We start from the raw sequence: 15,109 nt of genomic DNA on the forward strand, positions 1-15,109 counted from the left end.
CGACGACCCTGAAAGGCTGAGGGATCCCCACAAAATCATCGCTAATAAACCAGCACCATATTTCGGTAGGTGCTGGTGAGTTGGGCTAAAATACTCTCCAGCTTCACTCGCCTGATTATTCGCGGTGAATGCCGCAGTACATTTTCCGCCAGTGTCAAAAACGATATCACTCTTCGACTTTTAAGGCTGTTCGCCTGATAATGAAGATGAAGACCTTTATTTTCAAAATGATATCCTAATAACCAGAGAACAATTGATGCCAGTGTTGCCAGCAAACTCAGCACCCAAAGCCGCTCACCCGTTTTGCTTCCACAGGCGCGTAAGCCAAAGCCAAATCTCTCACTCTTTTCATCGCGAAAGTTTTGTTCAATCTGCATTCTCCTGCTGTAGAGTTTCATAATTTCATGGGGCTTGAATTCATCAGTACTGGTAAATAGCAGCCACGGCTCTTTAGCTGACGCACGCTGTTCTTTTTCTGTTGTGGGATGGCTCGGTTTCCCTTTGCGACGTTGGCTTTTTCGGCCTTTCGGCGCTTTTTTATAAAGATAAAAATGTCCGTTGCATTGCGCCTTTTTTGAACGCGCCAGCGTTCCGGCTCCCAGATATTCCGCGCGCGCCGTGCCAGTACAGTCTTTCACGTTCAGCCAGCGTTCCGGGCCATGATGAAGGCAAAATTTTACGTTTCCCCGGATGCGACCAATAAAGTCCCATCCCAGTGCTTTGATATGCCGAAACCATTCATTGTGGAAGCCCGCGTCGGTGATGAGGGTGACTTTCATTTGCGGGGCAATAGCACAGGCAAGCGCGTCAAGAAAGGCTTTCTGTATCAAAATATTGTTTTGCTTTTCTGACGGAACCACCTGACTCATCAAGGGGATAGCGCGGCCATCACAGACAAGGCTGGCACGCAGGACATGAAAATCCTGAGAGGGATAGCCACTCCAGTCGACGGCAATAACACACCACGGCATGTTTTTGGTCATCATGGATGTAATCTGATTAAATATTTTCGGGATATCGTGATGAAGCGCAGTGTTTCCCAAAAGGCGGTCAACCCGTTTTATTTTATCTTTCACGCGAGCAGGGCCGGGTAAATAACGCCCGATGCAGGTGAGTGAAAGCGTGGCACCGCTTATCAACGCAGCGGTGGAATCAATAAGCGCATGTTGTCGATATTGATGTGTTGAAGCTAAAGCGTGACGGAAAAAAGTCTGGCATACTTTACGGACAGGCATAGGGTGATCTCATTGAATTTTTTGGCGAAAATCAGTAGATCATAAAACTCTATGCCTGTCTTGTTTTCTGGGGATTCCTCAGCCTGAAAGGGTGAATCTCAGGGATGAGATTCATATCTGCGCAATCCGAGCTTACATGGACGTACTTGCAGCGTCTTTACGATCTATCCCTTGCTACCGCTCTACGGCCTTTGTCGTTTTAACTGGAGAACAACAATACGATTCGCTGGTTAAAACGTTTCCCAGTTTGCATTCGATGAGCCGACATGCGTGGGTTTAGGCTTCGGTAATGCAGCAAGAGACGGCGCACTCTCGGCGCGATGTTCCTGTGCTGCCGATTGATTAATTTTGAACACCGCCACCGCGTTCTGTAAATATCGCGCCTGCTCTTCCAATGCCGCCGCAGCGGAAGCGGATTCTTCTAACAACGAGGCGTTTTGCTGCGTGACGCGATCCATTTCATTAACCGCCTGCCCAACCTGCTCAATCCCCCGGCTTTGCTCATCGGACGCCGACGCGATCTCCCCCATAATATCCGTTACCCGGCTCACGGCACTGACGATCTCTTGCATCGTATCGCCCGCATCTTTCACCTGCAAAGACCCGGTATTCGTGCGGCTCACCGAGTCATCAATCAGCGTTTTGATCTCTTTGGCAGCCTGAGCACTGCGCTGCGCCAGCGTCCGCACTTCCCCCGCCACCACGGCAAAGCCCCGCCCCTGTTCACCCGCACGCGCCGCTTCTACCGCCGCATTTAGCGCCAGAATATTGGTTTGGAAAGCGATGCTATCAATCACGCTGGTAATGTGGGCGATTTTTTGCGAACTGTCGGCTATTTCATTCATCGTTTTCACGACATTATCAACGACAGCTCCCCCTTTATTGGCCGTCTCTGACGCATTTTTTGCCAGCAGCGTCGCCTGACGCGCATTGTCAGAATTCAGTTTCACCGTTGAGGTGAGTTGCTCCATGCTGGCGGCCGTTTCCTGTAGCGAGGCGGCCTGCTGTTCCGTGCGCGACGACAGATCGTTGCTGCCCACCGAAATTTCACTGGCCCCGGAGTGGATGGAATGGGAACTGTCGCGCACCAGACTCACGGTGCGGATTAATGACTGCTGCATGTGGTGCAGCCCCGCCGCAAGCTGGCTCATTTCATTACGGCCGGCGGTATCAATAGGATGCGTCAGATTACCTTCGGCGATGGCGCTAATGTGCCGCATGAGCGTACGCAGCGGGTGCAAAAGAATACGCTGCAACCCGATCCAACTGAGGATGATCACCAACACGACGACCACGGAGAGGGCTCCCAAAAGCCACAACATCGTTTCAAACGCAACGTGGTTTTCCTGCAAGCCGTCATCCGATAGCTGGTTTTGCGCCGCACGCCACGTAATATAGGCGTCCTGCATGGCTACGTTATACGGCGTCGCACCGCTACTTAATTTCATCGCCGCTCCCGCTAACCCGCCGGAAAGCGAATCGACAATATCATTCAGTAGCTTGTCGTAAGCGGTATAGCTCTCTTCAAGTTTTTTAGATAACGCCTCATCCAGTCCAGGCGTATTAGGGAGAGATAAATAATGTTTATAACTACTTTCTGAAGCGGCCAATTGCGATTTGGCCTGCTGTAAGAGCGCCTGCATGGCCTCTTTATCCGCATTCCCCATCATCATGTTTTGTATAATCGAACCGATAGCGATGCGCGTCTGATTCATCATGATCCAGGCATCAGTAAAGGCGGCCACATTCTGATTCGAGCGTTGGGAAACCAAAAAACTGTCTCTATCGTTCATCAGTGCCCGAACGGATAACGCCCCCGTTAAGAACTGATATATGCCTAAGACAAACAATAAAATGACAAGGATGGTAATGACTTTAATACGCTTAAACATGGCACACCCTCTTTTTCCATAAGGATGGAATAGTTATATCCGAAAAAAGAAGGTAAATATTGAACACTCAACACAAATAAAAACATTGCCTATATTATTTAACATCCCGATATGGATGATATTATTTTTAATATGGATAAAAACTCATTCCCTAAATGGCATACTCGAATTTGAATGTAACATAGGAAAAACAAGCAATAAGATAATCTGATGGAATAAACGCTAAATAATTCGAGGGGCGTGATAACACCTTCGCGTATTGCGCGACATAAGGCCGTGTGCCTGTAAAGCCAGCCCGGTAACGGACCGGCATGTAACGGAAACCAACGCACAAGCAGATTAAAGTATGGCGGAAATAGCCGGTTATTTGAGGTAAGACAACGCCTGTTTCAACATCCGTTCATCAATGCCGTGCCCAACAGCGGGCGCGATATCCAACGTAAACGCGGTCCCCAGTTTCTGAAAACGCTCAGCGGCAGCATGAGCGTGTCCAACGACAATCACGCCGTCCACTTCACCGTGAATCAGGTGCACCGTAACATCCGCAAAGGCTTTTTCTGGCAATACCGCAAAGCGGCCGCTGAACGCGATAATGTGCCCGGCCAGCGAGCCCCCTAACTTCAACGCTTCCAGCGACATAATGCTGCCCTGCGAGAAGCCCACCAGCACGGTGTGTGCCGCGCTAACGCCGCTTTGTTCCTGCCAGTGGCGCACAGTATCAACAAAACGCGGCAGATTTGCCTCAATGCGGGATAGTCGGTTCTCTTCCGTAACGCCCTGCACAGAGAACCACTGCCGCCCGTCGCCATAACCTGTACTGAACGGCCCACCAATACTGATCACCATCGCCTGCGGCAGTGCAGCGGCAAAATAACGTCCAATCTGTGCCATACCCGCGGCGGTATCGCCTACCCCATGAAACAGCAGGATTAATTGATTCGCCTCCGAAGGCTGCTGAACAACAACATAATCTTGATTCACGTTTCTCTCCTGAGAGCCTGTGCCGAACGCCATCATCTGCCGACATTCGTCATAAAGTACGGTTAAGTCTCACTATACGCCGCGTGCTGACAGGAGAAATCGGGAATTACTGAACGAGATGTTCCATTTTTTGCAACGACAAAGGAGCTATTTTCCTGTCAGTGCGGTTTGACGATGCGAATCGTTGAGGCCGGATCGTTAACCAGACAGCGTGTCGGACGCACTGGCCGTTTGACCAGTTCACCGCCGCAGTTCGGGCAGGCGTGATGAAATACGGTATCCGCACAATCAGGACAAAACGTGCACTCATAAGAGCAGAGGCAGCAACGACGTGACTGGCGCCTTCAGCCGCCTGAATACCGTAGAAGCGGCCACCAGCAGCGGTTTGCGCAGCGCAGCGCAGCGCAGTTGCAGACAGCGGCGAATGTTGAATCGGCGCTACAGGTTGCCGATCGCTGGTCAACCCTATCCTCAACCAGCGAGCAGCAAGCCGATTTACTGGCTAAAGCCGCCGCCTTCCAGCAGTTAGGCAGCGCGAGCGCCGCCGCTATTGCACTGGATTCGCTGTCCGGTCAGGCACACGCCTCCAGCAATGCCATTCTGTTTAACAGTCTGGATTATCAGAACCAGCTCCTGAACAACCGCTTGGATCTGTTAGGGAACGAGAAAAACTACGGGCTGTGAATTGAAACCGGTAAGCTGCGCGGCGACCTGAAACAGTCCGGCTATCTGGGCAGCCATTACGACATCACGCTGACTGCCATCGGTACGGATACCGACTTCGACACGCCGGGATTACGTGCCGGGATCGCCTATACCAACAGCCAAATCAAAGCCGATTACGAGGGCAGCGGCGGCGGCAGTGAAAATAAACTGCACGGGGTGATGACCTACGCGCGCTATAACCTTACGCCAGAATGGTATGTTCAGGGCAACCTGAGCTATCAGCATGGTCGCGATAAATTGCAGCGTTCAATCTTGCTGAACAATGTCGAAGCGGTTTCCAGCAGTACCTCAAGCGATAGCTGGCAGAGCCTAGTCAAAACCGGCTACGAGCTGGCGCTCAACGATATCTTTAGCGTGCAGCCCTATGCCGGGCTGAAGTACAGCTACCTGTCCACTGGCGGCTTTACGGATACCGGCAGCGCATTTGGCCTGACGGGAGAAGGCAATGATTACTCCCGTACCATTGGTCTGACAGGGGTTAACCTGCGCGCGCTGCTGCAATGGAATCAGGGATGGTGGAGCAGTGTTGGCGTGAGCGGTGAGTACCAGCATGCATTCACCAACCCGTCGCTTGATGTCTCCTCGCGCTGGAGCGGGCTGGGCCGCGAAGGAGAGCGCCTCGATATTCCGGGCATTCGACTGGACAAAGATTCGCAGTGGGCAGGTGTGAGGCTGGATGTAGGTAAAGCGGCGGATGCCCGTTTCTTCCTGCGTGCTGACAAACACTTTGCCGATCGCGGTAACGAAGAAGTGCTGCGCGGCGGCGTCGACGTGTCTTTCTGATAGCCATAGCGCCGACGACCTCTCCGTCGGCGTTAACATCATGATAAAGATGGAAGTATTACTCGCCGATGAAGACAACATCGGCGAGAACACTTAGCGCACCGGAGATTTTTCCTGCTCTGGGCGATTCCAGTCTGGCGTCTTTCGTCCTGCCAGATGACGGATAAAGAAATCCCACATCAGCCGCTGACCGTAAGCCCCGCCGCTGACACCGTGACCACCGCCGGGCAGATAGAACAGGTCAAAATCTTTGTCGGCTTTGATGAGTTTATCGACGACCTGCATCGTCGTGGACGGATCGACATTCTCATCCAACTCCCCCACCATCAGCAGCAGCTTACCCTGTAAACGCCAGACATTTTCCGCGTTGGAAGCGTCCGCATATTTTTCATCGACCGGCCATCCCATCCACTGTTCATTCCACCAGATTTTATCCATGCGGTTATCGTGGCTGCCGGAATCGGCCACGGCGACGTTATAAAATTCCGGATGGAAGAGCAGTGCCGCCATCGCGTTCTGTCCACCAGCAGACACGCCGGTAATCCCCACGCCACGGGCGATGTCATACCAGGGATACTGTCGCGCTACTGCCTGATGCCATAGGATCCGATCGGGGAACCCTCCATCCTTCAGGTTGCGCCACGCGACATCATGAAAGGCGCGGGAACGGTTATTGGTTCCCATACCGTCGATCTTCGCGACGGCAAACCCAAACTCGGTCAACGGTTCCGGCCAAAAGGAAAAATCTTTCGGCACAAAAGAACCGTGTGGCCCGGCATAGATCCCTTCAACGACCGGGTATTTCTCCCCCGCGTTGAGATTGCGTGGCGGATAGAGAAGCCCCCAAATTTCCGTTTTGCCATCCCTGCCCGGCGTCATAAAAGGAATCGGGGGACGCCAGCCTGCGGCACGCAGTTGGCTGATATCCGTGGTATTCACCCGCATCAGCATCTGATTATCTGCCGTGCGATAGAGCGTGGTGACTGGCGGTAAGTCGTAGCGCGAGTAAGTATCGACATAGTAGTCGCCGTTGGGTGAGAAGCTCAGCGTATGGTTGGCGGATTCCGGCGTTAATGCCGTTAGCCCACTGCCGTCAAAGCCGATTTTATAGCCGTGCAGGTAATAAGGATCTTCCCCTTGGTTGATGCCCGACGCGCTGAAGTAAATCACCCGATTCTTTTCATCGACCCAGTTAACGGAGCGTACCACCCACTCACCTTGCGTAATCGCATTCTTCACCGTTCCCGTCACGGCATCATACAGATAAAGATGCTGCCACCCACTGCGCTCAGAGGCCCACATGATCTCGTTGCTGTCAGCCAGATCGTGCCGATAATATTTACCGCTTCCCGTCGCCACACCCGTTAGCGGCATGTAATCGATAAACGTGTCTGACGTTTCGTTGATCAGCACGCGCGGCGTGGCGGTCTCGCTCTCCACTTCAATCACCCGGTACGTTTGATGACCGCGCTGGTTATAGTCAAACGTGAATGTCCGCCCATCTTTGCGCCAAACGGGGTAAGAAAGCGAATAAGGATTGGGAAACAGTGAGGGATCGATAGCGGTGATGCGACGCGAAGCCACCTCCACCAGTACCGGCTGCGGAATATCCAGCATATCGCCCGGTTTAGGGTAAAAGATCTGACGATGCTTCGGCTGTCGCTGGTCTGCTGGCGACGATTCGATATAGTGAACGTAACGCTTGTCTGCCCGCTGAACGCGAAACAGTGCCAGTTTCGTGCTATCCGGCGACCAACTCAGCCGTTCAATCTCGTACTCGTTTTGCGCCGTCCCGTCCTGCGTGATGACAAACCGTTCGCCATTCTGCTTACCGACCAGCACCAAATTATGGTTTTCAACGAGCGCCTCCCATTGTCCATCCGGTGAGAGACGGCTCTGAGATTGTGCGGCAGTGCGACTTTGCTCCTCGGATTGAGAGAGATCGGACAACACGCGGCACTGATAGCTACGGATATCACAGCCAAGCAGCCGCGTGCCTTGCGGGATAAACAGCAGTTTTGCCTGTTCGTTATAATCAACCTGCTCAAACGGCAGCGTCGTTGCCGTCACCGGTTTTTTCAATAACGGGTTGAGCGCCTGCGCCAGACGCGCATGATCGAAGGCGGGTTGCTGAGTCTGGCTAGCTGCCTCCACGCGCATAAATTCATAGCCACCGGGGTTCTCTATCGTCGCTGCTATTGAGCGACGATAGAGGAACGTTTGACCGTCTGACTGCCACACTATCCGTCCCGGATAGTGGTGAACCAGCGTCCGGTAATGCTGTCCTTGATCCCTGATGAGGCGATAATTCTCGCGGCTCAGGTCAGGAGACTCACTCGCTGCGCCAGGCAAGGCTGCGCTCGCCAATAGCGCTATCAGCGTGTTGATGCGGCGGCGGCGAGGTCGCGCAATCAACCCACTGCCGTGCTGCCAGAGTCCAGCACAGGCGCGCAGCAGCGTGCTCTTACCCACGCCAGACGCCCCGTTGATCATCCAACGCTTCGCATCGACAACATGACCGTAGGCGGCTCGCAATAAACCGTGTCGTCACGGTTCATCGCCCGCGCTTTGCGCATTTACTCACGATTTTTCCCTGAATGGAGACACCATGTCCGACGCCATTATCACTGCCAGCGACACCTCGCTGGATGCATTGCTCAATAATAACGACAAGCCCATTCTGCTTGACCTGTGGGCACCCTGGTGCCAGCCGTGCAAAACGCTGGCTCCTCTGCTGGATACCATCGCGGATAACACACCAGATAACCTGACCGTCGCCAAGCTGGATGTGGAGCAATATCCGGCATTGATGCAGCGTTTTGGGGTTCGTGGCATTCCAACGCTGCTGTTGTTTAAAAACGGTGAGGAGATTTCGCGACAGATTGGCGTAAAAACGCTGGCGCAGCTACGCGGCTGGCTGGAATCACATCAGATCGCGATACAGAACACCGCTCAACCGCTGGCAGACACCCGCGTGACGTGGGGAGCGTTCTATGGCAATGCGTCGCTACACGATTTTCTCCACCAGCGACTACGTCAGCATGCGGCAAACGGGGATATTGAACACGCCTTTTCCCCTTATTGGCAGGACAACAAGGGCTCGGTCTCTGCGGTGCTGGCGCACAGTACTGACATTCACATTTTTGAACGCGTCAGCGGGCTGCCAGCCGCACTCGGCCTACTGCTGGAAAAGCTGCCGACTACCACGCCAGCACAGGTTGACGCTCTCTTTGCTGCTATCGCTCCCGGAAAAGCCATAGATGGCGTTGCGCTGCAATGGCTACAGCAGTGGTTAGACGATGCGGGCAACCCGTGGTCTGACTGGCTGGCAGACAGCACGGTAGACAGCCTGCGTCAGCAGTGGATTACCGTGGCTTCTCGGCTGTTGGCGGGTGAAACCGTGGCAGAAAGCGAATGGACGGCGCTGCATCAGCAGGCGATCAGTTGGGAGGAGAAAGCCTCTGGCGAACTGGGTCTGGAAAAAAATATAGCGTCAATCATTGCCAGCCTATCACCGCCGCCTGCGGCGTCTGATGTAAACAGCTGGCGAGGCGTGAGCACCACTCTCGGCTTCGCGCTGGCGCAGATCCTGCAAATTCACGATGGATGGAGCAGAGAAGAACGGGCAACGCCTGACAAACGTTTCCGCTGGTTTAAGGAACAGGAAGAAGCAACGCCCAACAAACGGCTCACGGATGCGCAAATTACGGCACTACGTGAGCAATGGCTTCAGGAGAACCCGGATTTTTCCGCGAAAGAGAGCGCTTTTTATCAGCGCTACCCGCAGTTGTTAGAGCAGCAGAAAACCCACTTGCAAGAAACGCTGTGGGAATTGCTGCGCCGCGCACCAGCCTTCACATCACAGTTGGACTAACGCTGTAGCCTGCGTCTCAAGGATGAGGCGTATCAACCGTCGGTCCAACAGAAAGTCCCCACTGCCGCCAGCGCTCGCACCGTTGTCCATCGATATCGACCAGCGCAACAGCCGCCTCTTCACGCCAGCGTTTCAGGAGCGCTTTCCTGCCAGTCAGCCCCAGCGCCGCCGCTATCTGTTCCCCATCTCTCGGCTTTTCCACCAGCAGACGTAGCGCAGGCAACGGCAATACGGTGTGAATCAACAGGCGGCAAAGCGCGGCAAAGCTGGCTTCCATCGGTCGATGCGCAAACGCAAACCCCGCCAATTCACGCCAGTCGTCATCATTCAACTCCATGCTATCTGTCTGCGGCAGCGTAAGATTCAGCGGAATCAGACGCTGTAGCCAACGCCAGTCACGCGCTAGCTGTTGGCTTCCCTGCTCCACCAACTTATGCCCCGCGTCACTCAGCGGCAGTATTGCCATCGCGCTGTAACAGCCGCTGCTGGCCTCAAGATGGCTGCCAATACGCACCCGTTGAAAGCCACACGACTGCCAGAACGCCCACAGCTCTGGCTGATAGCCGAAGCTAACCGACAGGTAATCCAGCGCCTGCTGTTGTGCCTCGCGCGTCTGCTCGGCAATGAGCGCCCGGCCAATCCCCTGCCGGCGAAATGACGATGCCACCGCAATCCGACTCACGCGACGCGCCCGCAACATCGGCGCATGCCACAATCCCGCGTGTGCCGCCAGCGACTGTGCCACCAAATTGCCACGCGGGCGTCGCCGTCCGGCCCACACCTCATGCGCCAATGATGCGGATAGCCCGCCTTCCTCCACCAGCCACAGAACGCCACAAATATTGCCCGCCACCTGTGCGCTGGCAATCTGCATACCCGGCGCATCCATCAGGCGACGTAAATCCAGCGGCGAAGTACGGTAATGCGCGCTGCACAAGAGCGCGTAACACCCTGCCAGACGCTCAGGGTGCGTTAGCCAGTCGTCGGCACGTTCGGTGCGGCTTTCCAGCGCCGAAGAGGAAATAGGTAGGGCGACCTGCGGTGTGGAATAAAACGCGTCTGGCTCGTTGAAGAGCAATGCCTGATCCAACACCCGCTCCAGCGGATCGTTAACGGCCCAGCGCAAAGGCTCATCCAGCGTAAACGCCCGCCACTGCGGCAACGTCGCACAAAACTTCAGCAGGAATCCCCGTCCGGTACCTTCATATCCCTGTACCGTCGTAGTCATCAGAATGCGGGAAAAATAGGGTAACAGCGCGGAGAGCACGGAAGACGGAATCGCCGCCGCTTCATCAATTAACAACCAGTCGATATCAGGCGTGCCATGAAGGCGGCAGTGTGCCAGCAGCGCATCCGGTGCCCAAAACTGTGCATCGGCACGCGCGTGCTGTTGCAGAATCTCCGCCGCCGCACGAGACGGTGCGGTGATCCAGCAGGCTTTACGGCTCCGCTGCGTCAGCATTCCTGCCAGCGCGGATTTTCCCCGCCCGCGCGGTGCAGTAATGACAAATACGCCGGACTCAGCGGTGTTCAGCTCATACAGAATCTTCTGCTGTTGCGCGGTCGGTTCACCGCTCGCAGGCTGCCAGTCCGATCGCACGGCCAGTGGCCGAATGACGGTTTTCCGGCCCTGCAGCCAGAGCACCACGTCTGCATCGGCCAACAGCTGGCGCTGAAAATGCTGGATAAAGTACGGGGTGGCAATCGGCTGTGCTTGTTCGCTCCAGCGCAGGCTGTCTTCATCCGGCAAGGTCGGCCATGTCTGCCACGGCGGCACCAGCATAATCAGCCAGCTACCGGCCTGTAGCGTGCCTGACAGCATCGCCAGCGCCTCGACGTCCACGCCTTTGCGCGCATCAAACACCGCATGGAGAGACTCCCGCCCCAGCAGCGTCCGTACTCGACTGGCTGGCAGCGAGGTAACGGAATCAGGTGCAGATTCGCCGATCCACAGCCAGTCGCCGGACAACTGGCGACTAAGCGCTAACGCCTGCTCTTCACACCAGCTCGCTTCACCGCTCAGCAACATCAGCCGCCGAACACCATAACGCTGTTGCTGGTATTGGCTGTGGAGAAAATCACGCAATGTCATCACACGCGCCGAATGAATCAGGTCTTGCCGATCAGCAGGGAAAGCAGCCCGGCAGCGATCAATGGACCGACGGGAACGCCGCGAAACAGCGCCACTCCCATCACTGTCCCCACCAGCAGCCCTGCCACAACGGAAGGTTGATTGCTCATCAGCGACACACCGCGTCCGCCAAGCCAGGACACAACCACACCAATAAGGATCGCCAGCAGAGATTTCCAGTGCAGGAAGGAATGCATCACTTCACTGGCGGTAATTTTTCCGCTGGCAATCGGTGCCATCACACCAATGGTCAGAATAACGATACCGATGCTCAGGCCGTATTTTTCCACCCACGGGAAATAGCTGTTCAACGGTGTGATGCGTATCGCCAGCAGAACCAGAATCGCCAGCGTGACGGTCATGTTATGGCTGATGATACCCAGCCCCGCCAGGACGAGCAGAATTAACAATGTTGGATCGAAGTAGGCCATGGATGCGAGTCTGTCGAAAAGTAGTCAGGTTGCGCGTTAAGCAAACCGCGATGATAGCATTAATCGGCGTCAGGGGCAGGAATCGAAGTAAGAGAGAGATCGGTAAATTCTTCAGGCGGAGACGAGGAATCAGAAGACAGCTTTCGGGAGGAAAACAAATAAAACATTCAGGCGGCCAGCCTATTTCAAACTGACGGCCTGAACGTAAACGATTGCGCAGTTAGTCTAATTTTACGCCGATACGGTGCGCAACTTCTTCATACGCTTCAATCAAACCACCGAGGCTCTGACGGAAACGGTCTTTATCCATTTTGTTCAGCGTTTCTTTGTCCCACAGGCGGCTACCGTCTGGTGAGAACTCATCACCCAGCACGACTTCACCTTTGAACAGACCGAACTCCAGCTTGAAGTCGACCAGAATCAGCCCGGCGTCGCCAAACAGTTTGCTCAGCACGTCGTTCGCCTTGTAGCTCAACTCTTTCATACGAGCCAGATTCTCTTCGTTCACCCAGCCGAACGTCTTGCAGTAAGACTCGTTCACCATTGGGTCATGCATTGCATCGTTTTTCAGGAACAGATCGAACAACGGCGGATTCAGCTCGATACCTTCTTCGATACCCAGACGTTTTACCAGCGACCCTGCCGCGCGGTTGCGCACGACACACTCGACCGGCACCATCTCCAGCTTTTTCACCAGCACTTCATTGTCAGACAGCAGGCTCACCATTTGGGTTGGGATTCCGGCTTCTTCCAGTTTACTCATGATGAAATGGTTGAACTTGTTATTCACCATCCCTTTACGGTCAAACTGCTCAATGCGCGCACCGTCTCCTGCTGATGTATCATTGCGGAACTCCAGCACCAGTAGATCGGGATCTTCGGTGGTGTAGACGGTTTTCGCCTTTCCACGATACAGCTCAGCTAGCTTTTGCATCTTTAATTACTCCACACAGTGAGGGTCAACCAATACGACCCGATATTTAACGCTTCCCCGAACGGTTGCCGATAGCGCCCGTCAATTCGGGTAGAGATTATTGAATGAAGAAGGGCCGGATAATCCGACCCTTGGTTTATGCATTATTTACTAAACGCCGCCTGGAATACGGCCACCAGCGCATCGTTCTGAGACTGGGTTAGCGTATGCCCTTTGGAGTCGATAAATTGCAGACTGCTGCGGTTATCTAAATCGCCGACCTGCAATTTGTAATCGCCGTTAGGCAGCTCAGGATTTTTCGCGCCCAGGTCATCCCAGATTCCGCCGCTCGGTGCTCTATACTTGACGGAAACCGAGCCCTGCGGACGGCTGCGATCGCTAACTTCCATTCCGATTTTACTCAGCGCGGTTGGCAGACGATCCCACACCACGGTATACGGGCCGCGTACAATCAGCAGTGGCAGGCCAGTATCATCCGCTCCGCTCTGCACATCCAGCGAACCAATGGTGCGGTTTGCCAGTGCGTTTTCGCGCGCGGTTGCCTGAGAATCCAGACCATTACTGAGCGCATTCAGCATCAGACCGGCGTAGCGCTGATTTTGATCGCTCGTCGTCACTGGCTGGCCGTTCAGCTGTAATCCCAGCAGTTTCACGATCAGGGCGACCTGATAACCCTGCTGCTGCACGGAAATCTGATAACGCCCCTGATACGGTACGTTTTCGTCTTCACGCGGCCATGAGATCCAGTCGGTTGTCAGCGTTTGGCTGGCGTCCTGACGGCTGGCAATAGTGAACGCTTTGTCTTGCAGCACGCGGATAACCTGAGACCAGAGCTGGCTGTTTTGTGCGCTGTTTTCTAACAACAGCGTTGCCGTATCTCCAGAGATCTGGGTGCGAGAACCATTCAACAAGGCCAATGGCTGCACGGGAGGACGAATATCCAGCTCCTTGCCGACCGCGCCATTCAGGGTAACTGGCGGTATATCATAATCCCCGTTCTGCACCGGTAAAATCATCCCGGCAGGCGTATTCAGCGCGTGCAGCGCCGGTGCCTTCAGATAGGATTCATCGCCACTCACCTGACGCTTATAGCGCTGATCGGAGGAACAAGCCGCAAGCAACATCACGAGTGATATGCCAACGACTTTCGCCACCATCGACTTTTGTAATGAATAACTCATTAAATCTCCCTAACGATTACAGCAAACCCGCTTGCTTAAGTGCTTGCCCCATCACCGTACGACCGGCATCGGTCAGCGGTGTCATCGGCAGGCGCAGCGTATCGGTCGCCATGAGTCCCAATTCCTTACAGGCCCACTTCACCGGAATAGGATTGGGTTCAACAAATAATTTCTGATGCAGAGGCATCAGGCGCTGATTTAAACGGCGCGCTTCGACAAAATTGCCCTGCGCCGCCAGCTTGCAAAGTTCCGCCATTTCACGCGCGGCAATGTTCGCCGTTACGGAAATCACACCTTTACCGCCGAGTTGCATAAAGTCCAGACCGCTGGCGTCATCGCCGCTCAGCAAAATGAAGTCTTCACTAACCAGCTCTTGGATCTGGCTTACCCGACTTAAGTTCCCCGTCGCTTCTTTAATTGCGACAATATTTTTCACTTCGGACAAACGGGCAACGGTTTCTGGCAGCATGTCGCAGCCAGTGCGGGAAGGTACGTTATACAGGATTTGTGGCAGATCGGTATGCTCGGCAATCGCTTTGAAATGCTGGTATAGGCCTTCCTGCGTCGGTTTATTGTAGTACGGTGTGACCGTCAGGCAACCAACAACGCCTGTGCCATGAAAGCGTTTAGTCAGTGAAACGCCTTCGGCGGTCGCGTTAGCACCGGTGCCAGCGATGACAGGAATACGTCCGTCGCTCAGCTCCAGCGTCAGCATCACGACATCGCCATGTTCGTCATGGCTCAGCGTGGCGGATTCACCCGTCGTGCCGACAGAGACAATCGCCGATGTACCGCTAGCGACATGATAATCAATCAGTTTTTTCAAGCTCGCCCGATCGACGGCGCCTTTGGCGTCCATCGGCGTAACCAGCGCAACAATACTTCCCGTAAACATTGGCCATCCCCTCCACAAACAAGTGCTTCATGGTACTTTTGACTTC

11 protein-coding genes and 2 pseudogenes are annotated in these 15,109 nt (G+C 54.4%); 3 read left to right on the forward strand and 10 right to left on the reverse strand.

Features of this window, described 5'->3' with window-relative positions; genetic code table 11:
• Positions 1–41 precede the first annotated feature (41 nt).
• The 4 genes and pseudogenes from O1Q74_RS14245 to O1Q74_RS14260 form a co-directional block, all read right to left on the reverse strand.
• Positions 42–1,235, reverse strand: a complete 1,194-nt coding sequence (locus tag O1Q74_RS14245; protein WP_271874016.1) for an IS4 family transposase — start codon at positions 1,233–1,235, stop codon at positions 42–44.
• Between the two features lie 230 nt (positions 1,236–1,465).
• Positions 1,466–3,127: a methyl-accepting chemotaxis protein gene (locus tag O1Q74_RS14250; RefSeq protein ID WP_271874018.1), complete on the reverse strand. Its 1,662-nt coding sequence runs from the start codon at positions 3,125–3,127 to the stop codon at positions 1,466–1,468.
• 363 nt (positions 3,128–3,490) lie between these two features.
• A complete protein-coding gene (gene ypfH / locus O1Q74_RS14255) occupies positions 3,491–4,108 on the reverse strand; it encodes an esterase (RefSeq protein ID WP_271874019.1) in 618 nt (205 codons plus the stop codon).
• A gap of 158 nt (positions 4,109–4,266) precedes the next feature.
• A pseudogene (locus O1Q74_RS14260) lies at positions 4,267–4,428 on the reverse strand (DUF1272 domain-containing protein); the annotation flags it as partial.
• Between the two features lie 88 nt (positions 4,429–4,516).
• On the opposite strand from O1Q74_RS14260, the gene O1Q74_RS14265 reads away from it, so the two are divergent.
• Positions 4,517–4,792, forward strand: a complete 276-nt coding sequence (locus O1Q74_RS14265) for a hypothetical protein (protein WP_271874021.1) — start codon at positions 4,517–4,519, stop codon at positions 4,790–4,792.
• A gap of 78 nt (positions 4,793–4,870) precedes the next feature.
• A complete protein-coding gene (locus tag O1Q74_RS14270; protein ID WP_271878932.1) occupies positions 4,871–5,617 on the forward strand; it encodes an autotransporter outer membrane beta-barrel domain-containing protein in 747 nt (248 codons plus the stop codon).
• A 93-nt stretch (positions 5,618–5,710) separates the two neighbouring features.
• On the opposite strand, the pseudogene O1Q74_RS14275 reads toward O1Q74_RS14270, so the two are convergent.
• Positions 5,711–8,119: pseudogene (locus O1Q74_RS14275) on the reverse strand (DPP IV N-terminal domain-containing protein); the annotation flags it as partial.
• A gap of 106 nt (positions 8,120–8,225) precedes the next feature.
• On the opposite strand from O1Q74_RS14275, the gene trxA reads away from it, so the two are divergent.
• Positions 8,226–9,491: a thioredoxin gene (trxA, locus tag O1Q74_RS14280; RefSeq protein ID WP_271874023.1), complete on the forward strand. Its 1,266-nt coding sequence runs from the start codon at positions 8,226–8,228 to the stop codon at positions 9,489–9,491.
• Positions 9,492–9,507: 16 nt separating this feature from the next.
• Here the strand turns inward: trxA and O1Q74_RS14285 are convergent, their stop codons facing one another.
• The 5 genes from O1Q74_RS14285 to dapA all read right to left on the reverse strand — a co-directional run bounded on the left by O1Q74_RS14285 (position 9,508) and on the right by dapA (position 15,063).
• Entirely contained in the window at positions 9,508–11,583 is a 2,076-nt protein-coding gene (locus O1Q74_RS14285; protein WP_271874025.1) for a tRNA(Met) cytidine acetyltransferase TmcA, read from the reverse strand.
• Between the two features lie 17 nt (positions 11,584–11,600).
• Complete coding sequence (locus O1Q74_RS14290; RefSeq protein ID WP_039362141.1) at positions 11,601–12,053, reverse strand: DUF441 domain-containing protein; 453 nt, start codon at positions 12,051–12,053, stop codon at positions 11,601–11,603.
• Positions 12,054–12,273: 220 nt separating this feature from the next.
• Positions 12,274–12,987 carry a phosphoribosylaminoimidazolesuccinocarboxamide synthase gene (gene purC, locus O1Q74_RS14295; protein WP_015839428.1) on the reverse strand — a complete coding sequence of 238 codons (714 nt, stop codon included), beginning with the start codon at positions 12,985–12,987 and terminating at the stop codon, positions 12,274–12,276.
• Between the two features lie 143 nt (positions 12,988–13,130).
• Complete coding sequence (gene bamC, locus O1Q74_RS14300) at positions 13,131–14,168, reverse strand: outer membrane protein assembly factor BamC (RefSeq protein WP_271874030.1); 1,038 nt, start codon at positions 14,166–14,168, stop codon at positions 13,131–13,133.
• A 16-nt stretch (positions 14,169–14,184) separates the two neighbouring features.
• On the reverse strand, positions 14,185–15,063 hold the full coding sequence (gene dapA / locus O1Q74_RS14305) for a 4-hydroxy-tetrahydrodipicolinate synthase (protein ID WP_180742319.1): 879 nt from the start codon (positions 15,061–15,063) through the stop codon (positions 14,185–14,187).
• Between the last annotated feature and the right edge of the window lie 46 nt (positions 15,064–15,109).

The organism is Pectobacterium sp. A5351 (genome assembly GCF_028335745.1).
Taxonomy (GTDB): Bacteria; Pseudomonadota; Gammaproteobacteria; order Enterobacterales; family Enterobacteriaceae; genus Pectobacterium.